This is a genomic window from Streptomyces sp. NPDC127177, assembly GCF_042672475.1.
Taxonomy (GTDB): domain Bacteria; phylum Actinomycetota; class Actinomycetes; order Streptomycetales; family Streptomycetaceae; genus Streptomyces.
Window position 1 is genome coordinate 40,720 of record NZ_JBHXUW010000039.1, and the last position, 22,611, is coordinate 63,330.

20 protein-coding genes are annotated in these 22,611 nt (G+C 71.3%); 7 read left to right on the forward strand and 13 right to left on the reverse strand.

The features are described from left to right. Positions 1-140: 140 nt before the first annotated feature. Both ACFVJX_RS23545 and ACFVJX_RS23550 read right to left on the reverse strand, forming a co-directional pair. Complete coding sequence (locus ACFVJX_RS23545) at positions 141-782, reverse strand: response regulator (RefSeq protein WP_384129450.1); 642 nt, start codon at positions 780-782, stop codon at positions 141-143. Beyond that, positions 779-1,975, reverse strand: a complete 1,197-nt coding sequence (locus tag ACFVJX_RS23550) for a sensor histidine kinase (RefSeq protein WP_384129447.1) — start codon at positions 1,973-1,975, stop codon at positions 779-781. The genes ACFVJX_RS23545 and ACFVJX_RS23550 overlap by 4 nt, the downstream gene beginning before the upstream one ends. Before the next feature lie 151 nt (positions 1,976-2,126). On the opposite strand from ACFVJX_RS23550, the gene ACFVJX_RS23555 reads away from it, so the two are divergent. Further along, positions 2,127-2,708 (forward strand): hypothetical protein, encoded by a 582-nt coding sequence (locus ACFVJX_RS23555; protein ID WP_384129445.1) that lies wholly within the window; start codon positions 2,127-2,129, stop codon positions 2,706-2,708. A 64-nt stretch (positions 2,709-2,772) separates the two neighbouring features. Here the strand turns inward: ACFVJX_RS23555 and ACFVJX_RS23560 are convergent, their stop codons facing one another. Genes ACFVJX_RS23560 through ACFVJX_RS23570 form a run of 3 tightly spaced genes read right to left on the reverse strand, consistent with a single transcriptional unit; the run spans position 2,773 to position 4,934 of the window. Further along, a complete protein-coding gene (locus tag ACFVJX_RS23560) occupies positions 2,773-3,345 on the reverse strand; it encodes a cob(I)yrinic acid a,c-diamide adenosyltransferase (protein ID WP_384129442.1) in 573 nt (190 codons plus the stop codon). Between the two features lie 48 nt (positions 3,346-3,393). After that, a complete protein-coding gene (locus ACFVJX_RS23565) occupies positions 3,394-4,143 on the reverse strand; it encodes an ABC transporter permease (RefSeq protein ID WP_384129439.1) in 750 nt (249 codons plus the stop codon). Between the two features lie 11 nt (positions 4,144-4,154). Beyond that, positions 4,155-4,934 (reverse strand): ABC transporter ATP-binding protein, encoded by a 780-nt coding sequence (locus tag ACFVJX_RS23570; RefSeq protein ID WP_384129436.1) that lies wholly within the window; start codon positions 4,932-4,934, stop codon positions 4,155-4,157. Between the two features lie 82 nt (positions 4,935-5,016). Between ACFVJX_RS23570 and ACFVJX_RS23575 the strand changes: the two genes are divergently transcribed. From ACFVJX_RS23575 to ACFVJX_RS23590, 4 genes are all read left to right on the forward strand, one after another. Beyond that, the gene (locus ACFVJX_RS23575) at positions 5,017-5,658 is read left to right on the forward strand and encodes a TetR/AcrR family transcriptional regulator (protein ID WP_384129433.1); all 642 of its coding nucleotides are present in this window, start codon (positions 5,017-5,019) and stop codon (positions 5,656-5,658) included. 131 nt (positions 5,659-5,789) lie between these two features. Continuing rightward, a complete protein-coding gene (locus ACFVJX_RS23580; RefSeq protein WP_384129430.1) occupies positions 5,790-6,638 on the forward strand; it encodes a 3-hydroxyacyl-CoA dehydrogenase family protein in 849 nt (282 codons plus the stop codon). Between the two features lie 239 nt (positions 6,639-6,877). Further along, complete coding sequence (locus ACFVJX_RS23585) at positions 6,878-7,201, forward strand: STAS domain-containing protein (RefSeq protein ID WP_250967584.1); 324 nt, start codon at positions 6,878-6,880, stop codon at positions 7,199-7,201. 240 nt (positions 7,202-7,441) lie between these two features. Then, on the forward strand, positions 7,442-9,952 hold the full coding sequence (locus ACFVJX_RS23590) for an ATP-binding protein (RefSeq protein WP_384129427.1): 2,511 nt from the start codon (positions 7,442-7,444) through the stop codon (positions 9,950-9,952). Between the two features lie 322 nt (positions 9,953-10,274). Here the strand turns inward: ACFVJX_RS23590 and nucS are convergent, their stop codons facing one another. Further along, positions 10,275-10,946 (reverse strand): endonuclease NucS, encoded by a 672-nt coding sequence (gene nucS / locus ACFVJX_RS23595; RefSeq protein WP_384129424.1) that lies wholly within the window; start codon positions 10,944-10,946, stop codon positions 10,275-10,277. A gap of 263 nt (positions 10,947-11,209) precedes the next feature. Here nucS and ACFVJX_RS23600 point away from each other — a divergent pair, with 263 nt between their 5' ends. Further along, positions 11,210-11,602, forward strand: a complete 393-nt coding sequence (locus ACFVJX_RS23600) for an SCO5389 family protein (RefSeq protein ID WP_018550059.1) — start codon at positions 11,210-11,212, stop codon at positions 11,600-11,602. A gap of 90 nt (positions 11,603-11,692) precedes the next feature. Here the strand turns inward: ACFVJX_RS23600 and ACFVJX_RS23605 are convergent, their stop codons facing one another. Beyond that, on the reverse strand, positions 11,693-12,736 hold the full coding sequence (locus tag ACFVJX_RS23605) for an LLM class flavin-dependent oxidoreductase (RefSeq protein WP_384129421.1): 1,044 nt from the start codon (positions 12,734-12,736) through the stop codon (positions 11,693-11,695). Between the two features lie 211 nt (positions 12,737-12,947). Here ACFVJX_RS23605 and ACFVJX_RS23610 point away from each other — a divergent pair, with 211 nt between their 5' ends. Next, on the forward strand, positions 12,948-13,277 hold the full coding sequence (locus ACFVJX_RS23610) for an ATP/GTP-binding protein (protein WP_384129418.1): 330 nt from the start codon (positions 12,948-12,950) through the stop codon (positions 13,275-13,277). Between the two features lie 38 nt (positions 13,278-13,315). Here ACFVJX_RS23610 and ACFVJX_RS23615 read toward each other — a convergent pair whose 3' ends face one another. The 6 genes from ACFVJX_RS23615 to scy form a co-directional block, all read right to left on the reverse strand. After that, positions 13,316-14,200 (reverse strand): ABC transporter permease, encoded by an 885-nt coding sequence (locus tag ACFVJX_RS23615; protein ID WP_384129415.1) that lies wholly within the window; start codon positions 14,198-14,200, stop codon positions 13,316-13,318. Continuing rightward, on the reverse strand, positions 14,197-15,384 hold the full coding sequence (locus ACFVJX_RS23620; protein WP_384129412.1) for an ATP-binding cassette domain-containing protein: 1,188 nt from the start codon (positions 15,382-15,384) through the stop codon (positions 14,197-14,199). The genes ACFVJX_RS23615 and ACFVJX_RS23620 overlap by 4 nt, the downstream gene beginning before the upstream one ends. 159 nt (positions 15,385-15,543) lie before the next feature. Further along, on the reverse strand, positions 15,544-16,323 hold the full coding sequence (locus ACFVJX_RS23625) for an ABC transporter permease subunit (protein ID WP_384129408.1): 780 nt from the start codon (positions 16,321-16,323) through the stop codon (positions 15,544-15,546). Positions 16,324-16,327: 4 nt separating this feature from the next. Continuing rightward, positions 16,328-17,341, reverse strand: coding sequence for an ATP-binding cassette domain-containing protein (locus tag ACFVJX_RS23630; protein WP_384129405.1), 1,014 nt, complete (start codon positions 17,339-17,341; stop codon positions 16,328-16,330). 121 nt (positions 17,342-17,462) lie between these two features. Continuing rightward, on the reverse strand, positions 17,463-18,401 hold the full coding sequence (locus tag ACFVJX_RS23635; RefSeq protein WP_384129403.1) for a cellulose-binding protein: 939 nt from the start codon (positions 18,399-18,401) through the stop codon (positions 17,463-17,465). A gap of 188 nt (positions 18,402-18,589) precedes the next feature. Beyond that, positions 18,590-22,372: a polarized growth protein Scy gene (gene scy, locus ACFVJX_RS23640; RefSeq protein WP_384129401.1), complete on the reverse strand. Its 3,783-nt coding sequence runs from the start codon at positions 22,370-22,372 to the stop codon at positions 18,590-18,592. Positions 22,373-22,611 lie beyond the last annotated feature (239 nt).

A 22,611-nucleotide genomic window follows, 5' to 3' on the forward strand; every position in this document is an offset into this window, starting at 1 on the left:
CCGTGGACTGCAAACCCTGCGCCGCCCTGAGCACGCCTTGTCACGACGTACTCACCGCAGTGTGTTCGGTGAGATTAGGAAGGTCTGGACCAATCGTCAAGAGGTCCAGACCAAAGATCGAAGCCGGTTCCGGTTAAACCTCAGACGCCCAACTCCTGTGCCAGTACCGCCGCCTGTACCCGGCTGCGGAGATCCAGCTTCCCCAGCAACCGGCTGACGTGTGTCTTCACCGTCGCCTCCGCCATGGAGAGGCGAACCGCGATCTCCGCGTTGGACAGGCCCTCGCCGAGGCACCCGAGGACCTCGCGCTCGCGCCGGGTGAGGGAGTCCAGCACGGCCCCGTCCGGTGCCGGTGCGGCAGTGGCCCCGGCGAACTCCGCGATCAGCCGGCGCGTCACCGCCGGGGCGATCAGCCCCTCCCCGCGCGCCACCGTGCGTACCGCTTCGAGCAGTCCGTGCGCCTCGGTGTCCTTCAGCAGGAAGCCCGACGCCCCCGCCCGCAGTGCGCCGAACACGTACTCGTCCAGATCGAACGTCGTCAGCACCAGCACATCAGCGAGCCGGTCCGCGACGACCTGCCTCGTCGCCGAGACCCCGTCCAGCCTCGGCATCTGGATGTCCATCAGCACCAGATCGGGACGCAGTCCACGGGCCAGCCGCACGGCCTCCTCGCCGTCGCCCGCCTCCCCGACGACCTCGATGTCCGGTGCGCTGCCCAGGATGAGCACCAGCCCCGCACGGACGGCCGACTGGTCCTCGGCTACCAGAACCCGGATGGTCATGCCCTCACGCTTCCTTCCCCGACGGGCAGTTCGGCCCGTACGCGCCAGATCCTCGTCCCGTCCCCGGTGGACACGGGCCCCGCCTCGATCTCCCCGCCCAGCAGTGCCACCCGCTCCTCCATCCCGACCAGTCCGGCCCCCGAACCCGGCGCGCGCGGAGGGGGACGGTCCCCGAGAACACTGGTGACCTCCACCGTCAGGCGCTTCCCCGACTGCCCCAGCGCGACCGTGACCCGGCCGGGCGCGGCGTGCTTGAGCGCGTTCGTGAGGGACTCCTGGACGATGCGGTACGCGGCGAGCTCGACCGGCGCCGGCAGCGGGCCCGGCTCGGTCCTGGAGTCATCGAGCACACACGTCAGTCCGCTGGACGCGGCGTTCGTGCGGTGCTGCGCGATCAGGGCGTCGAGCGAGCCGAGCGTCGGCGAGCTGCTGGGCTCCGGATCCGCGCCACCGGCGCGCAGCAGCCCGATCAGACGGCGCATTTCGGCCAGACCTTCGACGCTGTTCTCCCGGATGACGCCAAGGGCCTTCCGGGAGGTCTCCGGTTCGTCGATGGAGAGCGCGGCGGTGGAGTGGATGGCGATCGCGGAGAGGTGGTTGGCCACCATGTCGTGCAGTTCGCGCGCCATCCGGGCCCGTTCGGCGGTCACCGCCTGGGCCCGGTCCATCTCGGCCAGCAGTGCCGTCTGATCGGCGCGCAGCCGCGCGGTCTCGGCGGCGTCGCGGTGGTTGCGCACACTGACCCCGGTGAGGGCGGGCACGAACGAGACCAGTCCGGTGACGATGCCGATGAGCAGCGCCTCGGCGCTGCGGAACCAGGCCAGGAAGCCGACCGTGACCGTGACCGTGATCAGGAAGGTGGTCACCGGGATCCGCCGGGCGGCGGCCGGGGTGCCGTAGAGCACCGCCGCGTACATGACGTCGGTGTACAGCAGCACGGTCGCCAGGTTCCCGGGCGTGAACTGGTCCATGACCAGCGCGAGGGTGCCGATGACCAGTGCGGTCTGCGGCGCGCTCCTGCGCAGCAGCGCCAGCGACGACATCACGGCGAGCGGGACGAGTGCGATCCAGGGCGCGTCTAGCGGCCGGCCGTTCTGCATGTGCAGACCGAGCAGCCCGAGCACCACCCCGCCGAGCAGTCCGACGGCCGCGATGAGGACGTCGTCGCGGTGGGGGCGGGGAGGAGGGAACACCCTCCCATCCAACACGGTCGGCCGTCCCGGTACGTCGGTACGTGGAGTGAGCCGCGAGTACATCGAAGGATGCAGTGCCGCTTCGTCACTCCGGCCGACGACCGGACGCGCCGCGGCGCGGACGCTGGAGGGGAGGGAAGGGAGCCGGACCGTGATCGTCACACTGATCGTTCTCTGCGAGATCGCCTTCTGGGTGCTGCTGGCCGGGGGGCTGGCACTGCGCTATGTGGCGAAGAGGCCGAGGCTCGGGGGAGCGGTGCTGCTGTGCGAGCCGCTGCTGGAGGTGGTCCTGCTTGTGGTGACGGCCGTGGACCTGAAGAACGGCGCCGCTCCGGACTGGAAGCACGGCCTCGCGGCCGTGTACATCGGCTTCACCGTGGGCCTCGGCCACTCCACGATCCGGTGGGTGGACGCCCGGGTCGCGCACCGGTTCGCCGGCGGCCCGCCGCCGGTGAGACCGCCGAAGTACGGGATGGCGCGGGCGGCGCACGAGTGGCGGGTGGCCGGACGGTGGACACTGGCCGCGGTGACGGCGCTTGCGCTGCTCCAGGCGGCGGTCTGGTACGTGGGCGGTGACGGGGACGTGACCTCGCTGCGGTCCTGGCAGCAGACGATGCTGTTCGTGACCGGGATCAACCTGGTGATCGCGGCGAGCTACACGGTGTTCCCGAAGCGGGCGCCCCGGCGGGACGCGAAGCGTGGCCCGGGGAACGTGCCGGGCCCGCCCGGGTGACGCTGCCCGGCTGACGGCCCGTCCGGCCGCCGGGCTGTCCCCGATCGCCGGACGGGGGCGTTCGTTACCGCTCGCCGCCCGGTACCCACAGCACGTCGCCGAGCTCCTTGTTCGCCACCCGGGCGAGGATGAACAGCAGGTCGGAGAGGCGGTTGAGGTACGTCGCCGTGGCCGCGTTCATCACGTCGCCGTGCACCTCGAACGCCGCCCAGGTGGACCGCTCGGCGCGCCTTACCACCGTGCACGCCTGGTGCAGCAGCGCCGCGCCCGGTGTGCCGCCGGGGAGGATGAAGCTGCGGAGCTTCTCCGTCTGCTCCAGGAAGTGGTCGCAGTCCGCCTCCAGCTTGTCGATGTAGGACTGCTCGACCCGCAGCGGCGGGTACTCGGGGTCCTCGACGACCGGCGTCGACAGGTCCGCGCCCACGTCGAACAGGTCGTTCTGCACGCGGACGAGGACCTTCACGACGTCGTCGGTCAGCTGCCCGAGCGCGATCGCCGTACCGATGACCGCGTTGGCCTCGTTGGTGTCGGCGTACGCGGAGATCCGCAGATCGGTCTTGGCGGTCCGGCTCATGTCGCCGAGGGCGGTGGTGCCCTTGTCGCCGGTGCGGGTGTAGATGCGCGTCAGATTGACCATGCCGTCAGCCTAAGGGCTGTCCCGTGACCCCCGGCGGGACAGCCCTGGTTACGCACCGGCCTTCCGGAAGACGCGCGTGCCCACCGTCACCGCGAGTGCCGCGAATCCGAGGGCGACCAGGACGCCGTACAGCATGTGCGTGGTGGCGTACGAGCCGATGTAGGCGTCCCGCACCGCGTCCACGAGATAGCGGAACGGCGTGAAGTGGGAGAGCACGTCCAGCCACTTCGGGCCCAGGGTCATCGGCAGCATCAGGCCGGAGAGCAGCATGGCCGGCATGGTGACCGAGTTGATCACCGGGCCGAACTCCTGCGGTGTGGTGACCTTCATGGCCAGGGCGTACGACAGCGAGGACAGCGAGACCGTCAGCAGGCCGACGAACGCGAAGCCGATCAGCACCCCGGCGAGTGGCGCGCGCAGGCCCATCGCCAGCGCGGCCAGGACCAGCAGCAGCGCCTGGAACATGAACAGCAGCGTGTCCCGCAGCACCCGTCCGAGCAGCAGTGCCAGCCGGCTGACCGGCGTCACCCGCATCCGCTCGACCACGCCCGTCGATTTGTCGATGATGATGGCGAACCCGCAGAACGAGGCGCCGAACAGGCCGAGCTGGAGCAGCAGGCCGGGGACGAGGATCTGCCAGGAGTCACCGGGCCGGCCGAGCGGGAGATCGGAGAGCAGCGGGCCGAAGAGGAGCAGGTACAGCAGCGGCATGAGTACGCCGAAGAGGATCTGGAACTTCGAGCGCAGGGTCTGCCGGGCGTACCGCCCGAAGATCAGCGAGGTGTCGTGGAGCAGCATGGGTCCGATTCCTAGACGGCGACGGGAGCGGCATCGGCGGCGGGGGCGCGGCCGGTGATCGCGAGGAATGCCTCCTGGAGCGAGGCGGTGGCGGAGCCCGCGTACCGGGTCTTCAGCGCGGCCGGTGTGCCTTCCGCCACGACCAGGCCGCCGTCGATCACGATCAGCCGGTCGGCGAGCGCGTCCGCCTCGTCGAGGTAGTGGGTGGTGAGCACGACGGTCGTGCCCGACTCGTCGCGCAGCCGCCGCACCAGGCTCCACAGATCGGCGCGGCTGCCGGGGTCGAGCCCGGTGGTCGGCTCGTCGAGGAAGAGCAGCGGCGGGCGGTGGGTGAGTCCCATGGCGATGTCGAGCCGTCGCCGCTGACCGCCCGAGAGCGAGGCCGTCGGCCGGTCGAGCAGTTCCGACAGGCCGAGGTCCGCGGCCAGTTCTCCGGCGCGGGCGACCGCCCGAGCCCTGCCGAGCCGGTACATCCGGCCCTGGGTGACGAGCTCCTCCCGCACGGTGATGTGCGGGTCCAGGCCGCCGGACTGGGCGACGTACCCGCAGTTCTCCCTCACGCCCGCCGGGTCCGCGACCAGGTCGTGGCCGGCGACGGTGGCTGCGCCGCCGCTGGGGGCGAGCAGTGTGGTGAGCATGCGCAGCGTGGTGGTCTTGCCCGCGCCGTTGGGGCCGAGCAGGCCGACGATCTCGCCCGCGTCGACCGTCAGATCGATGGACCGTACGGCCTCCACCGGGCCGGCCTTGGTGTCGAAGGTCCGGGCGAGCCCGGCCGTGCTGATGATTGGCATAGCGACCACAAAAACAGAGTCACTGAAAAATTGCAATGACACCAAATATTCAGAGACTCCAGCGCAGCTCTACGATGGGGGCATGGCTGAGGGACTCAGGGAGCGCAAGAAGCGCCGGACCAGGCAGCACCTCTCGGACGTGGCCACCGGGCTCTTCCTGGAGCGCGGATTCGACGCGGTCACGATCGCCGAGATCGCGGACGCGGCCGACGTCTCGGTGAACACGGTCTACAACTACTTCCCGACGAAGGAGGACCTCTTCCTCGACCGGAGCCGCGGCATCGTCGACCGCCTCTCCCGCTACGTCCGGGGGCGCGACAAGGGCGAGTCCGCGGCCGACGCCGTCCTGCGCGAACTGCGCATCCAGGTCGAGGGCGTGTCGCCGACCGTCGGTCTGATCGAGGGCTACGAGCACTTCATGCGGGTCATCGAGGGCGCCGACGGCCTCAAGGCCCGCCTCTGGCACGTACAGCAGGAGGCCCTCCTGCATCTGGAGACGACGCTCCTGGAGGAGTCCGGGGCAGGGCCGGAGGACAGGACGCCGATCCTGGTGGCCGGTCAGCTCTCCTGGGTGCACGGCACGCTCATGGGCTACATCGGACGCGAGATGGTCGCGGGCCGCAGGGCCGCCGAGGTGTCCCGAGACGCCCTCCTCCTGCTCGACGACATCGAGGACCTGCTGGGCGAAAAGGTGCTCAACTACGCCCGGCGCGCCGCCGAATGAGGCATCCCGGTGTGATGTCCGTCATTTGAGACGTGACGCGCATCTCTTCGCTGCCCCAGCGCCCCTCACGAGTACTAACCTCCGCCGGAGAGCATGTGGAAGAACCGTTGAGAAGACATAGGGGTGCCAACGTGGCCAGGAAGCTCGCCGTCATCGGAGCCGGACTCATGGGGTCCGGAATCGCGCAGGTCTCCGCCCAGGCGGGCTGGGACGTCGTGCTGCGTGATGTCACCGACGCGGCCCTGACCCGTGGCCGTGACGGCATCAAGGCCTCGTACGACAAGTTCGTCTCCAAGGGCAAGCTCGACGCGTCCGACGCCGAGGCCGCGCTCGCCCGCATCACCACGACCACCGATCTCGACGCGGTCGCGGACGCGGACGTCGTCGTCGAGGCGGTCTTCGAGAAGCTGGAGGTGAAGCACGAGATCTTCCGGGCGCTCGACAAGGTCGTCCGGGACGACACCGTGCTCGCCTCCAACACCTCCGCCATCCCGATCACCAAGATCGCGGCCGCGACGGAGCACCCGGAGCGCGTCGTCGGTGTGCACTTCTTCTCACCGGTCCCGATGATGCAGCTCTGTGAACTCGTACGCGGCTACAAGACCAGCGACGAAACCCTCGCCACCGCGCGGGAGTTCGCCGAGTCGGTCGGCAAGACCTGCATCGTCGTCAACCGCGACGTGGCCGGCTTCGTCACCACCCGGCTGATTTCGGCGCTGGTCGTCGAGGCCGCCAAGCTGTACGAGTCGGGCGTCGCCTCGGCCGAGGACATCGACACCGCCTGCAAGCTGGGGTTCGGCCACGCCATGGGCCCGCTCGCCACCGCGGACCTGACGGGCGTCGACATCCTGCTGCACGCCACCGGCAACATCTACACCGAGTCGCAGGACGAGAAGTTCGCCGCCCCGGAGCTGATGCGCCGGATGGTCGATGCGGGTGACATCGGCCGCAAGAGCGGGCAGGGCTTCTACACCTACTGATCGTTTTCGGTCCCCGGCCGGGCTGATCCACCGTCACTCAGGCCCGGGGGCCCCGGGAGCCGCCTCCCGGGATCAGCGGACCCGCACCGGGTCCACGGCGGGCCCGGGTCACTCCACGGAGTGAATTCGGTATCGGTTCGCTTACAGACGGCAACTTCCCTGTCGCTGTCGCAGTCAGTTGGGGCAGAGGCAGTTTCAGACAGACGGATCTTGCCACGGAGCATTCCAGGGGAGCGCATATGCACATCAGGGGCGACCACGCCGAGCTGGTCGTCGGGGGCCGCCTCGACGTCCGAAGCGCGGCGGACGCCCGTACGGTCCTGCACTCGGCCCTCGACGACGGAGTCGGCGATCTGGTGCTGGACCTGACCGAGCTCGATTCATGGGACGCCACCGGACTCGGCGTCATCATGGGCGCGCACAGACGGGCCGGACGGGCGGGACGGCGGCTGGTGCTGCGCGGTGTGCCACCGCAGATGCAACGCCTTCTGGTGGCCACCAGACTCCACCGCATCCTGGCCATCGAAGGCGGAATCGCGGCAGACTCACTGCCACGCGTCTGAGGGTTCCGGCGGCGGTCGATGCCCCCGCGGCACTCCGGGCCGAAGCCGCACAATCCTCACGAGACCGTGATCTGTCGGGTGGCGCGGCACCCCGGATGTTCGTAGATACTGTGCGAAGGTTTAGGGTTCGGCCGTCTGCCGATTGACGGACCCACCTGGCGGACACCGGACCGGAAGCGACAGCTGGACGTGTGAGGCCGGAGGGTCAACCGTGCTCGACGCGTCTTGGGGGCTTTGGCGATGGACCCGATACACCGGGGGCCGGAAGAGTACGGCCACGACAGCAACGGCTCCGCACAGGACCCCGGTCGGCGGCGCCCTTCCCGCGATCCGCTGACCCCGGATTTCGGTCAGCAAACACCGCAACAGGCGCGCGTCGTCGCGCTCATATCGGGCGATCTCCTGCTGACGGTCAACCCCGTCGACGGCAGCGAGGTCGAACCGTGCCCGCCGGGTGAGCAGCCGGCCGCACCGGTCCGGCGCACCCCGGCCCAGCGCGCCGACCGCGCACGTGCCACCGCGCCTCCCGTCCCGCCCGGCCCGCCCGTCCTCCGGCTCCCCCTGCTTGAGCGCGAGGACGAACGCGAGCGGCTGGTGCGGCTGCTGGCCCGCGGCCGCTCGGTACGGCTCACCGGACCGGCCGGATCCGGCCGAACCGCGCTCCTCGACGCCGTCGCCGCCGACTGCGCCCAACTGGCACCGGACGGAGTCGTACGGCTCAGCGGCCACAAGCGGACCGTCGCCGACCTGCTGCACGCGCTCTTCGAAGCCGTCCACGACGCACCGCTGCACCGCCCGGACCGGGCCCTGCTGCTGGAGAAGCTGAGCACCACCGGCGCCGTAGTCGTCCTCGACGACCTGGAGTTCGGCGGGGCCGCGCTGGACGAGCTCCTCGACGCGACGCCGGAATGCGCCTTCCTGCTCGCCGCGACGCCCGACGTCGCCGCACCGGGCGCCGACTCCCACCTGGAGGAGGTCTTCCTCGGCGGTCTCGACCGCAGCGCCTCGGTCGCCCTGATGGAACGGGTCGTCGAACGGCCGCTCACCGAGGAGGAGTCCAACTGGGCGGGCGACCTCTGGTTCGAGTCCGAGGGCCTCCCGCTGCGCTTCGTCCAGGCCGGGGCCCTGCTGCGCCAGCGCGACCTGCTGAGCACCGACCCCACCGCGTACGACGAGTACGGCTACCTCGACAGCCGGCCCGCCGAGGCGCGGCTGCCGCACGAGACGGCCGTCCTGCCGCTGCCCAGCCTCGGCGAGGGCGCCGCGCCCGCCGCGCTGCTCGCCTCACGGCTGAGCGAGGCGGCCCGCGACACCCTGCGCTTCGCCGTCGCGCTCGGCGGCGAGGTGCCGCACCAGGCGCACCTGCCGGCGCTCGTGGGGGACACCCACGCCGATGCCGCGCTCGGTGAACTGGCCGGCTGCGGACTGCTCTCCCCGGCCGGCTCCCGGTACCGGCTGGCGGCCGGAGTGGTCGCCCAGCTGGAGGCCGCCGGATACGCCGACGACGCCACGGGCCGGGCCCGTACCGCCGCCCAGCACTACGCCTGGTGGGCCGGCCACCCCTCCGTCACCCCCGCGCGCGTGGTCGCCGAGGCCGATGCGATCGTCGCCGCGATGACGCAGCTGGTGCCGGGCGACGGTGCCGGGCAGACCAGCGTCGCCGTGCTGCTGGCCCGCAGCGCCTCGCCCGCCCTCGCGGCCGGGCTGCACTGGAGCGCCTGGGAGAAGGCCCTGCGGATCGGCCAGGAGGCGGCCCGGATCGCCGGAGAGGTCGCCGAAGAGGCGTACTTCCACCATGAGTTGGGTGTGCTCGCGCTCTGCACCGGCAATCCGGACCGGGCCAGGGCCGAGCTGGAGACCTCCATCAGCATGCGCGGGGCGCTCGCCGACAAGCCCGGCGCGGTGGCCGGGCGCCGGGCGCTCGCCCTGGTCGAGGACCGGTCCGGCGCGGTGGCGGCCGGCGGTGTTCCGGTGGACGGGGAGATACCGGCGAGCCGCTTCGAGGTATCGGCGCCCAGTGGCCCGACGCTGGGCATACCGGCCTCGATGCCTGGGCCGTACGCCGACGAGACCGTCGTGTCCCGGCAGAACGCCCCCAAGGGCGCCGACGGGCCGGGGCAGGGCCGGGGCGGCCGCTCCGCGGTGCTGGGCGGCGCGCGGCGCAATCTGGTCGCCGCGGGTGCGGGGGTGCTGCTGGCCGGCGTGCTCGGCACGGTGGTCACGCTCGGGCTGACGTCGAACAGCGATCCGCAGGGTGATCCCGGGGACTCGACCGACCAGTCGGTGATCGACGGCGACGGCGAGGACGAGCTGCCGGCCGACGAGCCGACGGACGAGACGGAGCCGTCCGCTCCGGCGTCCGGCGCCACGTCGTCGAAGGCGGACCCGACGGCGTCGGCGACGGGCAGCGAGTCCGCGCCGGCCGGTGGCGGGACCCCGTCCGCCGGGACGAGCGAGCCGCAGCACAGCCCGTCTTCCTCGGGGAAGCCGTCGAGCGGCAAGCCGTCGAGTACGCCAGGGAAGCCGTCCGGGTCCGGGTCGTCGTCGCCACGGCCGACGAAGTCGGATCCGCCGGAGACGAGTGAGCCGCCGAGCCCGCCGGAGACGAGTGGGGACCCGACGCCTACGGAGACCGAGACGGACGGGCCGAGTTCGCCCGACTCCTCGGACTCGGCGAGTGGGCCGTCGGGGACGACGAGCGCGGGTGCGGATGAGTCCGGGGCGCCGTCGGGGAGTCCGTCGGTGGCCTGAGGATTGGTGCCCCGGCGGGTGCGTGGCCGGTGCCTGGTGTCTTGTCCTCAATCGCCGGACGGGCTTGATGGGTCCCGACCGTGCGCGCCCGTCCGGCATGTGGCCGGTCCCCGGTACGAGGGTTCCGTCCTCAATCGCCGGACGGGCTTGATGGGGCCCCGCTCGTGCGGGCCGTCCGGCGGGTGACCAACTCCCGGCGCGAGGGGTCCGTCCTCAATCGCCGGACGGGCTTGATGGGGCCCCGGACTGGCTTGCGCGCGGCGGGTCGGTCTTAAACGCCGGACGGGCTTCATCCGGCCGGGGTGGCTTGGTTGGGGTGGGGTCAGAACAGGCGGAGTTTGTCGTCCTCGATGCCGCGCATCGCGTTGTAGTCGAGGACCACGCAGCCGATGCCGCGGTCCGTTGCCAGCACGCGGGCCTGGGGCTTGATCTCCTGGGCGGCGAAGATGCCCTTCACCGGGGCGAGGTGGGGGTCGCGGTTGAGCAGTTCCAGGTAACGGGTCAGCTGCTCCACACCGTCGATGTCACCGCGTCGCTTGAGCTCGACGGCCACTGTCTGTCCGTCGGCGTCGCGGCACAGGATGTCGACCGGGCCGATGGCCGTGAAGTACTCGCGACGGATCAGGGTGTAGCCCTCGCCGAGCGTCTCGATCCGGTCGGCCAGCAGTTCCTGGAGGTGCGCCTCCACGCCGTCCTTGATCAGACCGGGGTCCACGCCCAGCTCGTGGGACGAGTCGTGGAGGATTTCCTCCATCGTGATGATCAGTTTTTCGCCCGCCTTGTTCACCACGGTCCAGACGCCCTCGGTGTCGCCCGTGCCCTCCTTCAGAGTGCACGGCGGTGACATCCAGTTGAGCGGTTTGTACGCCCTGTCGTCGGCGTGAATGGACACGCTCCCGTCCGCCTTCACCAGGATCAGACGGGGAGCGGAGGGCAGGTGGGCCGTGAGCCGGCCGGCGTAGTCCACGGAGCAGCGGGCGATGACGAGACGCATGGTCGGCAACGCTACTCGACGACCGGTGGTCGACGCGATTCACCCACCCGTCACTCCCTCCCCGCGCGTACCTGACCGAATCTGGCTTGTCCGCCTTTGAACCCCTTCGTTATTGGCCGGTTGTGTTCCCAATCTCCTGGTGCGGCCCGGACTGCGCCCTTACCGTGGATGCAGGAGGTCGCCGTCCGTGCACGCTGCGTCGCCGTCCTCCATCCCTGCCCGTAAGGCCCCGGCCCACCGTCGGGGTCGCGAGAGGAGAACCCATGTCGCTCGACGTCTCACCGGCGCTGTTGGAACAGGCCGAGCGAGGCGAGGTCGACGAAGCCGACTTCGTCGACTGCGTCCGGACCTCCCTGCCCTTCGCGTGGGAGATGATCAGCTCGCTGGTGGCTCAGCTGAAGGTCGACGGCGGAGAGTTCGCCGACAACCAGACGCCGCCGCCCAACGAGCAGGCACGCGGCCAACTGCTGCGTGCACTCGCAAGTGATGCGATACGCGGTGCGCTGCAGCGGCACTTCGGAGTGCGTCTGGCATTCCAGAACTGCCACCGCGTCGCGGTGTTCCCGCTGGACGCCTCGGTCGACGACCGGCTGGCCAAGTTCACTTCGGTGAGGGGCCAGTTGCTCAACCAGTCGCCCGAACTCCGGGACTGCTGAACGCGGTTGCTGCCGTTCCGGGCCGCGGGAGGTGCAACTGGTCCGGGGCGGCAGCTCCCGTTCGTACATCGCGACGGCGGTCTGCGGGGGTCATTTCAGGAGGGGCAGTACCTCGGTGCCCAGTCGCGCTACGTTCTCCTCCGTGGCCACCAGATCTCCCGAACCCTCGACCAGGAGCGCGAAGCGGGTGATACCCGTGCGCTCGGCCGTGGCCGCGAGCCGGTCCGCGGCGAGCCGGGGCGGACCCACCGGGTGAATGCCGCACAGCAGCTCCGTATAGCCGACCGGGTCGCGCATCACCCGGTGCCGGCCGTCGACCGTCACATGCGCGCCCAGCCCCTGGCGCAGCCAGCCGGGCATCGCCTTCACGAGTGTCTCGGTGGCGTCCTCCGTGCGGTCCGCGATCTGGGCCACGCCCGCGGAGACGTGTCCGGCCTGCCGCACGCTCTCCGGCGATCGGCCCGCGGCCAGCGCGCTGGACCGCCACAGGGCGACCATCTCGGCCTTCTCCTCGTCCCCGCAGTGCATCCCGAGCAGCATCGGCAGGCCGTTCTCGGCCGCGAGCCGCACGCTCTTCGGCGAGGTGCACGCGACGATCACCTCGGGACCGCCGGGGCTCCCGCCGCTCTCCTCGTCGTACAGCTCGTCGGCCCGGGGCACCACCGCCACCTCGCGGAAGCCGTAACGCTCCCCGCGGCCCGCCACGCGCGGTTCGCGCAGCCAGTCGAGCAGGAGGCCCAGGGACTCCGGGAAGCCCTTCTCGTACGCCTCCAGGCCGCCGCCGAACACTTCCAGGTCGATCCAGGGGCCGCCCCGGCCGACGCCGAGGGTGAACCGGCCCCCGCTGGTGAGGTGGAGCAGCGCGGCCTGCTCGCCGAGGACCACCGGATGCTGTGTCGGCAGCACGCTCACCGCCGTGCCCACCCGGATTCTGCGGGTGCGGCCGAGCAGCAGCGCGGCCAGTGTCACGGCGGACGGGCAGACCCCGTACGGCACGAAATGGTGTTCTGCCAGCCAGACCGAGTCGAGTCCGGATTCCTCGGCGACCTCGGCGGACCGGATCGCGCGATGCAGCGCTTCCCCCGGCCCCTGCCCCGGAAACTGGGCTGCCAGTACGAACGTTCCCACACGCATCGCCTATTGCCTCCTTGCGGCCGACGCGGCTCTCCCCTACTGGCAACAACGTCTGACACGTGCCAAAGGCACGGTCCGGCGGGAAGTTGTTGCGATTTTCCGGTAAACCCGCCCCGTCCCGGATCCCGCGGTGCGCGGTGCGGGACGTCTACCCCTGCCGGATGGCCCTACGCTGGACGGGAACTGCCCAGCCTGCCCCGTGAGGTGTCACGTGTCCCCGCGCCGCAACCGCCCCCGAGGCGGCGAGAGTCCCACCGACAGCGCGAGCGCGGAGGGGGGCCGGTACGGCGGCGGGGGGCGCGCCGAGGAGTGGCAGGGGGAGAACTGGTCCGTCCGCCCGGTCAGCGGCGCGAGCGCGATGGGCAAGCGCTACCGGTGCCCCGGTTGCGACCAGGAGATCCCGTCCGGCGTCCCGCATCTGGTGGCCTGGTCCGAGTACGGCGGGATCGACGACCGCAGGCACTGGCACAAGGCGTGCTGGAACGCGAAGGACCGCCGCACCACGCGGGTGCAGCGGTCCAGGAACGCTCCCAGGTACTGACCGCCCCCCGGCGCACGGCACCGGGACGCGGCAGCCGGTCAGACGTCGCGGCGGCTCATCGACGCGTACGCGCAGCCCATGACCACGGCCGTCACCACGAGCATGATCCACAGAGGGTCCCAGCCGGACGGCCCGGACGAGGTGACCGAGGTGTCGTAGAAGGCGCTGAGCTGGTTGGGGATCGAGTACTCCAGCAGCCATTCCCGGAGCTTCGCGAGTGACTCGGCGAACATGAAGATCGCCAGTACGAGCGGCAGCAGCACCACGCCGATCATGATCGTGATCGCACCGGCCGAATGCCGGATCAGCGCGCCGATCGCCAGCGAGAGCAGCCCCAGCGTCGCGAGGTAGAGAGCGACGCCGACCGTGCTGCGCAGCCAGTCCGAGCCGCTGGGTGTGCCGGAGTCCAGGATGGCCGTCTGGAACACCGCGACGACCGAGGTCATCACGGTGGTCAGGACGAAGGTGAGCAGGAAGAAGACGATGGCCTTCGCGCCGAGCACCCGGGCGGGGCTGGGGCAGGCCGTCATCGTCGTACGGATCATCCCGGTGCCGTACTCCGAGGCGATCGTCATCACTCCGAGCGTGATCACACAGATCGAGCCGAGCAGTACACCGTAGAAGCCGAGGCTGAGCACCGGTGTGGAGCCCAGGTCGGTGTCGGACGCGTCCACCGCGATGGCGGCGAGCACGCCGATGACGAGCAGCAGCACGATCAGGACGCCGAGCGTCCACATCGTGGAGCGCACCGAGCGGATCTTGGTCCACTCGGAGGCGATCGCGTCGCCGAGGGTGGCCGGACGTACCGGGATCGGCGAGGTGTAGTAACCGGCCTGCGCGCCCGGCGCGTGCTGCTGCGGTGCGGGGGGCTGCTGGTACGCCTGCTGCTGGAACGGCGTCGGCGGCGTGGACGGCGTTGTCATCGGGGGTCCTCGCTGGTGTCGCGCGCGGTCAGGTCTGCGGGCGCCGCGGTGGGCGCCGCCGGGGCAGGGGCGGCGGGTGCGGGCGCCGCGGGGGCGGCCGGGGCCTGGCCGGGGGCCGCCGCGTAGGGGTTCGCGCCGGGCGGCGGCGGGGCGTACCAGCCCTGCTGCGGCACCTCCGGGACGGACTGCTGGGGCGGCGCTGCGTAGCCCTGGTACGGCTGCCCGTAGGCGTCCTGGGGCGGGGGCTGCAGTCCGGCCTTCTGGTCCGCCGTCGAGCGGTAGTCCACGGCGCCCTGCGTCATCCGCATGTACGCCTCCTCCAGCGAGGCCTGGTGCGGCGAGAGCTCCCACAGCCGTACGTCGGAGTCATGGGCGAGGTCGCTGATCCGGGGCAGCTTCAGCCCGGTGATCCGCAGGGCCCCGTCCGGCTCCGACATGACCTGGCCGCCAGCCTCGGTGAGGGTGGCGGTGAGCTTCTCCCGCTGCTCGGCCCCGTTGTCCTGGACCCGGACCCGGGCGAAGTCGGCCGAGTTGGCCGAGATGAAGTCCGTGATGCTCATATCGGCCATCAGCTGCCCGCGGCCGATCACGATCAGATGGTCGGCGGTGAGCGCCATCTCGCTCATGAGGTGACTGGAGACGAAGACCGTGCGGCCCTCGGACGCCAGCATCTTCATCAGGTTGCGGACCCAGAGGATGCCCTCCGGGTCGAGGCCGTTGACCGGCTCGTCGAAGAGCAGCACCTGCGGGTCGCCCAGCAGCGCGGCCGCGATGCCGAGCCGCTGGCCCATGCCGAGCGAGAAGCCCTTGGAACGCTTCCGGGCGACGTCCTGGAGGCCGACGACACCGAGCACCTCGTCGACCCGGGCCGCGGGGATGCCGGCGAGCTGGGCCAGCGAGAGCAGGTGGTTGCGGGCGCTGCGGCCGCCGTGCACCGCCTTCGCGTCAAGCAGGGCGCCCACCAGCCGCGGGGCGTTCGGCAGGCTGCGGTAGGCGTGGCCGCCGATGGTCACATGGCCGGAAGTCGGCCGGTCCAGGCCGAGCATCATGCGCATGGTCGTCGACTTGCCCGACCCGTTGGGACCGAGGAATCCGGTGACGGTGCCCGGCCGCACCTGGAAGGAAAGGTTGTACACGGCCGTCTTCGCGCCATAGCGCTTGGTCAGGCCGACTGCCTCGATCATGCTCCAGCCCCATCGACTTATCTGTCGTCGGGGCACAGGCCGTCCGGCCGCACGCCCCCGTAAGAGTTAGGAGGATAACCAGGCCTTGACGGTTCCGGCCAAGCCGTTGGCGCGGCGCGTCCCTGCGGGTGGCCGTGGACCGGGGCCCACGGCCACCGGTCAGGCGTCCCGCTTCTTCAGTACGAGGAAGCCGCCGATCACCGCGGCAGCCACCCACGCGACCATGATCAGCAGACCGGCCCACGGCCCGTAGGGAGCCGGGTCGCTGTTCATCGCGTCGGGCACCACCTGCATGATCTTGGACCCGGCCTGGTCGGGGAAGTACCGGGCGACGCTCTTGGCGCCCGGCACCGCGGACAGGATCTGGGAGACCAGGAAGAAGAACGGCATCAGGATGCCGAGCGACAGCATCGAGCTGCGCAGCATCGTCGCCACTCCCATGGAGAAGATCGCGATCAGCCCCATGTAGATGCCGCCGCCGAAGACCGCCCGCAGCACGTTGTCCGCGCCGATGTCCGTGCTGTGGTCACCCAGCAGGGCCTGGCCGAGGAAGAACGTGACGAAGCTGGTGATCAGACCGACCACCAGCGCCAGCACACCGGCCACCAGCATCTTGCTGAAGAGGAACGTGGCGCGCTGCGGCACGGCCGAGAGCGAGGCGCGGATCATGCCGGAGCTGTACTCCGTACCGACGACCAGGACACCGAAGACCACCATCGCGAGCTGGCCGAGAATCATCCCGGAGAAGCTGACATAGGTGGGGTCGAACGTGGCCCGCTCCGCGTCGGAGAGGTCATCGAACTGCGAGTTCATCACGGCGCAGAGCGCGGCGCCCATCGCGACGGTGACGAGGAACGCGGAGATCAGGGTCCAGGTGGTCGAGGAGACCGTACGGATCTTGGTCCATTCGGAGGTCAGGACCGCGGGTACCGATGCCATCTCGTCACACCCCCTTTCCGGTGTCGGACCCGCCGGGGGCCTCAGGGCTGCTGCCGGGGGTCTGCCACTGGTCGCCCCAGTGGGGTCCGACCGGCGGCGGCTCCGGCCCCCGTTCGGAGTGCGCGTGGTACTCCACGGAGTCCGCCGTCATCTGCATGAACGCCTCCTCCAGCGAGGCCCGCTGGGAGCTCAGCTCGTGCAGCACGATGGTGTGCCGGGCGGCGAGTTCGCCCATCGCCTCGGTGGTCGCGCCGTCGATCTCCAGCGTCCCGTTGCCCGACTCGACCACGACGAGGCCCTCCGCGTGCAGTACGTCGCGCAGCCGCTCCTGGTCCGGTGAGCGCAGCCGCACGTAACTGCGGGAGTTCTGGTGGATGAAGTCGGCCATCGAGGTGTCGGCGAGCAGCCTGCCCTGGCCGATCACGATCAAGTGGTCCGCTGTCAGCGCCATTTCGCTCATCAGGTGCGAGGAGACGAAGATCGTCCGGCCTTCCGCGGCCAGCGCCTTCATCAGGTTCCGGATCCAGTGGATGCCCTCGGGGTCCAGACCGTTGACGGGTTCGTCGAACATCAGGATCTCGGGATCACCGAGCAGCGCCGCGGCGATCCCCAGCCGCTGCCCCATACCGAGGGAGAAGCCCTTGGACTTCTTCTTCGACACCGCAGTCAGACCGACGGTGTCCAGGACCTGCGCCACCCGGCTCCGCGGGATGCGGTTGCTCTGCGCGAGACAGAGCAGGTTGTTGTAGGCGCTGCGGCCACCGTGCATCGACTTGGCGTCGAGCAGCGCGCCGATGTGCTTCAGGGGTTCGTCCAGCTCCCGGTAGTGCTTGCCGTCGATGCGTACCGAACCGCTGGTGGGGTTGTCGAGATCGAGCATCATCCGCATCGTGGTGGACTTGCCCGCCCCGTTGGGTCCCAGAAAACCCGTCACCATCCCCGGCCTGATCCGGCACGACAACTGGTCGACGGCAACCTTGCTGCCGAAACGCTTGGTGAGGCCATCGAGCTCGATCATGCGTTCACGCTAGAACGGCCGCGCGCCCGGCGCCACCACAAGGGCGGAACCGGGCGCGTCGGAATCGTACCGACCGGGGAGTCGGGGGACGGGCGGTCGCGACCGCGCCGTTCCCCCGGCGTCAGCGGGTCTGCTGGGCGGGAACGCCGCGGGTGGCGGGCTCCTCGTCGGCGGGGGTGCCTGCGGCGGCCACCGCGGCGCCGGTCAGCGTCGCCAGCATCTCGCGGACGTTGGTCAGCTGCGCGTTGATCGAGTCGCGGCGGTTGGTGAGCGCCGCCAGCTCGCGCTCCGACTCGCTGCGGATCCGGTCGGCCTTGGCGTTGGCGTCGGCCACGATGTCCTCGGACTGGCGCTGCGCGGTCTCGACCGTCTGACGGGCCCGGCGCTCGGCGTCCGTGCGGAGCTTCTCGGCCTCCAGGCGGAGCTGCTCGGCGCGGTGCTCGATCTCGGCCAGACGCTTCTCGGCCTTGGCCTGGCGGGACGCGAGGTCGCGCTCCGACTGGTCGCGGCGCTTGGCCAGGTTGGTCTCGAAGTCCGCGGCGGCCTGGGCGGCCTTGGCGCGGGTCTCCTCGAAGAGCGCGTCGGCCTCCTCGCGCTTCTGCGCGGCGTCCTTCTGCGCGTCCGAGCGGAGCGTGGTGGCCTCGCCCTTGGCCTTCTCGACGATGCGGACGCCGTCGTCCTCGGCCTTGGCCTTGCGCTCGGAGGCGAAGGTCTCGGCGTCGTTGCGCACCTGCTGGGCTGCGGACTCGGCGAGCTCACGGTGCTGCTCGGCGGCGCGACGGGCCTCTTCTCGCAGGTCCTTCGCCTCCTCCTCGGCAAGGCGGAGGATCTTCTCCACGCGCGCACCGAGACCGGCGTACGACGGTTCCGCGTCGGTCACCTGGGCCTGGGCGTTCTGCGTTTCGAGGTGCAGTTCCTCGATGCGCTTTTCCAGAGACGTGATGCGGGCGAGAGCACTATCACGGTCGGCGACGAGCTTGGTAATGCGGTCGTCCACCTGACCGCGGTCGTAACCACGCCGCACGAGTTCGAAGCCGAAGGGGGAGGAAGGGTCACTCATGGGGTTCCTGTCGAAGTAAGACCGGTGAGGTGATAGGGGGAATCCTAGGGGCCCGGACGGCGTGTCATCGAGCAGATGCCCGTTTGATCTGGAGAATGACACCCCTTTTGAGTGGCTAACCCCCGCAGCCCTTGCCACTCGGTGGGCTGAATGTTGTTACCGGACCGGGGGAGCCCCTGAAACAGGGCCTACCCATCTGACGGCTTGCCACTCGAACGAGTGCCCGCCGAGGCCCCGGCCTTGACGCCGTCGGCGCTCTTGGCACCCGCCGCGGGGGTCTCGAAAGACTCCAACGCCTCCAGTACGTCCTGGACACGGGAGATCTCCGTGTTGATGTCAGCGCGCCTGCGAACCAGTACGTCGAGTTCGCGCCGTCCCTCGTCCACCGTCCGCTTGGCCTCGGACTCGGCGTCGGCCCGCAGCTTCTCGGCCTCGCGCACCAGGCTGGCCTTCTTCTGCTCGGCCTCCTTGAGCAGCGACTCGGCCCGCTTCACCGCGGCGATCCGGACCTTGCTCGCCTCCGAATTGGCGTCCGCCAGCAGCTCCTTCGCCTTCGCCGCCGCCTCCTGGCGCTGCTCGGTCGCCGCCTTCATCAGGTTGTCGACGCGCTCGCCGGCCGTCTTCATCTGCTCGGAGGTCTCCCGCCGGGCACGGTCGTGCAGCTCCTCGATCTCGCCCTCCAGGCGGATCCTGAGCTCCTCGGCCCGCTCCCGGATGGCGGTGGCGTCCCGGCGGGCGCCGACCAGCAGCTCGTCCGCGTCCGTCCGGGCCCGCTCGACCAGCGAGTTGCCCTCCACGGTCGCGTCGGAGGTGATCCGGACCGCCTCGTTGCGCGCCGCCCCGACCATCGTGTCGGCCTGCTCCTCGGCCTCGGTGGCGGCGCGCAGCGCCTCCTCCTGGGCCTTGTTGATGAGCTGGTCGGCCTGCTCGGCGGCGTCGGCCCGGCGCTTGGAGGCCGATTCACGCGCCTCGTCGAGCAGCCGGTCCGCCTCCTGGCGGGCCTCGGCACGCATCTGTTCGGCCGCCGCCTCCGCGTCGCTGCGCAGCCGCTCCGACTCCTCGCGGGTGCGGGCCGCGTGCTCCTGCGCGGAACCGACGGTCGCCGCCGCCTCCGCCCGAAGCCGCTCGGCCTCGCCCGCGGCCTCGTCGCCGAGCCTGGCCGCCTGCTGCGCGGCCTCCGTCACGACGCGCTCGCTCTCGGAGCTCGCCTCGTTCATCAGACGGTCGGCCTGGGTCGCCGCATCCGACCGCATCCGGTTGGCGTCCTCACGGGCCTCCGCACGGCTGCGCGAGGCGTCCTGCTCGGCCGAGGCCAGGGCGTCGGACGCCTCGGTCCGCATCCGCTGGCTGTACTCCGCGGCGTCGGCCCGCGCCTTCTCCGACTCCGTGATCGCCTCGGAGACCGTCCGCTCGGCCATCGCCTCCGCGGCGTCGGTCTCCTCCTTGGCGACAGCGCGGATCCGGGCGGCGTCCTCGCCTGCCCGCTCGCGCTCGGCGTAGGCGTCGGCGCGGACCCGGTCCGCCTCCTCCTGCGCCTCGGACCTCGTCCGCTCCGCGGCGTGCTCGGCGGCGGAGCGCAGCCCGGCGATCTCCGCCTCGGCCTGCTCCTGGAGCCCGTTGACCGAATCCCGTACCTGCTGGGCGGTCTGCTCGGCCGCGGAGACCATCTCGGTCGCCCGGCTGTCCGCCTCCTCGACCAGGCGCTGGGCCTCGGCCTGCGCCTCCTCCACCCGCTTGCGGGCCGAGGCGAGGAGCTCCTCGCTCTGCTCGCGGGCCCGCTCGCGCTCCTGGTTGGCCTCGGTACGCGCCGCGTCGAGGGTCTCCTCGGCCTCGCGGCGGCGCCGGTTCGCCTCCTCCTGCGCGGCGGCCAGTGCCTCGGCCGCCTCCGTGCCCACCCGTTCCGCCGCCGCGGCGGCCTCCGAACGGACCCGGTCGGCGCTCTCCTGCGCCTCGGACTTCAGCCGCTCCGCCTCGGTGGCCGCCTCGCTGCGCAGCCGTACGGCGACGGCCTCGCCCTCCGCACGGGACTGCGAGGCATCGGCAGCCGCCTCGTCACGCAGCCGCTGGGCCTCGGCCTCGGACTGCTCCCGGAGCGTGCGCAGCCGCTCGGCGGCCTCGGCGCGCAGCCGCTCGGACTCCTCGTTCGTCTCGCGCCGGATGCGCTCCGCGTCGGTGCGCGCCTCGCCCAGTGCCTGCTCGGCCGTGGTGACCCTGGTCTCGGCCTCGGTGTGCAGCCGGGTCAGCTCGTCGGCCGCCTCGGCCTGCCGGGCCGCGACCGCGCGCTCGGTCTCCTCGCGCAGTTCCGCCGCCGCCTGCTCGGCCGCGGACGTCGTCGACTCCGCCTGCTCCTCGGACTCGGTACGCAGCTGCTCGGCCTCGGCGCGGGCCCGCTCCAGGGCCTCCTCCGCCTGCTTGCGCAGCGTGCCGGCCCGCTCGGTGGCCTCGGTGCGGACGCGCTCGCTCTCGGTGCCCGCGGCGGTGCGCAGCTCCTCAGCGTCGGCCTTGGCCTTGGCGAGGAGCTCCTCGGCGGTCTTCGCGCCCTCCTCGATCTGCTGGACGGCCTCCCGGCGGGCCTCGCCGCGGATCCGTTCGCCCTCGGCGACCGCTTCGGAACGCAGCTGCTCGGCCTCGCCGCGCAGCCTGCGCGCCTCCTCCTGGAGCTCGACCGTCTTGGCCCGGTACTCCTTGGTGTCGTCCTTGGCCGCACCCTTGAGCTGGTCGGCCTGCTCGGCGGCCTCACCGCGCAGCCGGTCCGCCTCGGCCTCCGCCTCGCGGCGGATCCGGTCGGCCTCCTCGCTCGCCGCGCGGGTGGTCGACTTGGCGTCGTCGGACGCCTTCGTCAGCACCTCCTCGGCGGCCCGGGCGGCCTTGGCGAGCTGGGCGGCGGCATCCTCCGCGGCGGCCGTGCGGGCGGCGTCGGCCGCCTCGGAACGGAGCCGGTCCGCCTCCGCGCGGGCATCGGCGAGCGCCTGCTCGGCCTCCCCCTTCAGCGCTTCGGCGTCCTTGGTCGCCTCGCCGACCAGCCGGGCGATCTCCGACTTGGCGGTACGGGTGCGCTGCTCGTTCTGCGACTCGGCGCCGGCCAGCCGCTTGACCGCGGCCTCCTTCGCCTCCGAGAGGACCTTCTCCGCCTCCACGCGGGCCTCGCGCAGCTGCGTCTCGGCCTCCTGCATGCGCTGCTCGGCGGTCCGGTTCAGCTCGGCGGTCTGCTGCCGGGTCTGCTCGGTCTCGGCCGTCGTCGACGTACGCAGCTGCTCGGCGTGGGTGGTGGCTTCCTGCGCCTGGCTGGACGCGGCGTTCAGCATCCGCTCCGCGTCCTTGCGGGCCCGCAGCAGGATCGACTCCGCCTCGGACCGGGCGGACTCCGCCTCGGAACCGAGCCGCTGCCGGGTCTCCTCCGCCAGCCGGCCGGCCTCGGCCCGTGCGGCGGCCAGCGCCTGCTCGGACTCGGCCCGCGTCTCCTCCATCAGCCGTCGGGCCTGGGACTCGGTCCTGGCCCGCAACTGCTCGGCCCACGCGACGTTCTCGTTGACGTGCGACTCGACGGTCTGGCGGCGCTCCGCCAGCTCCTGGTCCAGCCGCTGCCGACGCTGTACGGCCTCGTTGTGCAGCTCGGCCTGGAGCCGCGCCTGGTGCTCGGCGTGCTCCTGGAGGATCCGCTGCGTCTGCGCACGGGCGTCACGCAGCTCGCGCTCGGCGTCGTTGCGCAGCTGGTCGGCCTGGACCTGGGCGTTGCGGAGCAGCTGCTCCGCCTGGTACCCGATGTCCGCGCTGTCGTACGCGGGACGGGTCGCCAGACTGCGGCGGGCCTCGTGCAGCTTGGCGCGCAAGACCTCGACCTGGTAACCGAGGTCCTCGGCGTGCTGGACGGCCTTCTCCCGGTCGGTCTTCAGCCGGTCCATCTCGGCTTCGAACCGCGAGAGATGGTCGTCTTCAGCTCGGTGGCTCTCCTGGCGTTCGTAGCCCCGCACTGCGCGGTCCCATCCTTCCCCGAGCTCTCAACTTCTTCCCCAAGCTCTCGACTTCGTTCGAGCAGGGGATGCCCCACTGAGCAGGGGGAGACCCCAACCCTGTTCGCACACTCCAAGCGAGTACCGTTCGCCGGCGAACGGTCCCCCCGGGGAATGGTGACAGATCAACGGCTGAGGACGCGGCGCGGCCCCGACCCGGCCCCGGCCCGGAACAGCCCACTCTACCGGGCCGGGTATCC

Coding starts and splice junctions, on each gene's coding strand:
- ACFVJX_RS23635 (WP_384129403.1), bottom strand. CDS start 18,401: ATGAGTGACCCTTCCTCCCCCTTCGGCTTCGAACTCGTGCGGCGTGGT.
- ACFVJX_RS23605 (WP_384129421.1), bottom strand. CDS start 12,736: ATGCGTGTGGGAACGTTCGTACTGGCAGCCCAGTTTCCGGGGCAGGGG.
- ACFVJX_RS23620 (WP_384129412.1), bottom strand. CDS start 15,384: ATGATCGAGGCAGTCGGCCTGACCAAGCGCTATGGCGCGAAGACGGCC.
- ACFVJX_RS23600 (WP_018550059.1), top strand. CDS start 11,210: ATGTCGCTCGACGTCTCACCGGCGCTGTTGGAACAGGCCGAGCGAGGC.
- nucS (WP_384129424.1), bottom strand. CDS start 10,946: ATGCGTCTCGTCATCGCCCGCTGCTCCGTGGACTACGCCGGCCGGCTC.
- ACFVJX_RS23615 (WP_384129415.1), bottom strand. CDS start 14,200: ATGACAACGCCGTCCACGCCGCCGACGCCGTTCCAGCAGCAGGCGTAC.
- ACFVJX_RS23545 (WP_384129450.1), bottom strand. CDS start 782: ATGACCATCCGGGTTCTGGTAGCCGAGGACCAGTCGGCCGTCCGTGCG.
- ACFVJX_RS23565 (WP_384129439.1), bottom strand. CDS start 4,143: ATGCTGCTCCACGACACCTCGCTGATCTTCGGGCGGTACGCCCGGCAG.
- ACFVJX_RS23575 (WP_384129433.1), top strand. CDS start 5,017: ATGGCTGAGGGACTCAGGGAGCGCAAGAAGCGCCGGACCAGGCAGCAC.
- ACFVJX_RS23630 (WP_384129405.1), bottom strand. CDS start 17,341: ATGATCGAGCTCGATGGCCTCACCAAGCGTTTCGGCAGCAAGGTTGCC.
- ACFVJX_RS23570 (WP_384129436.1), bottom strand. CDS start 4,934: ATGCCAATCATCAGCACGGCCGGGCTCGCCCGGACCTTCGACACCAAG.
- ACFVJX_RS23585 (WP_250967584.1), top strand. CDS start 6,878: ATGCACATCAGGGGCGACCACGCCGAGCTGGTCGTCGGGGGCCGCCTC.
- ACFVJX_RS23560 (WP_384129442.1), bottom strand. CDS start 3,345: ATGGTCAATCTGACGCGCATCTACACCCGCACCGGCGACAAGGGCACC.
- ACFVJX_RS23625 (WP_384129408.1), bottom strand. CDS start 16,323: ATGGCATCGGTACCCGCGGTCCTGACCTCCGAATGGACCAAGATCCGT.
- ACFVJX_RS23590 (WP_384129427.1), top strand. CDS start 7,442: ATGGACCCGATACACCGGGGGCCGGAAGAGTACGGCCACGACAGCAAC.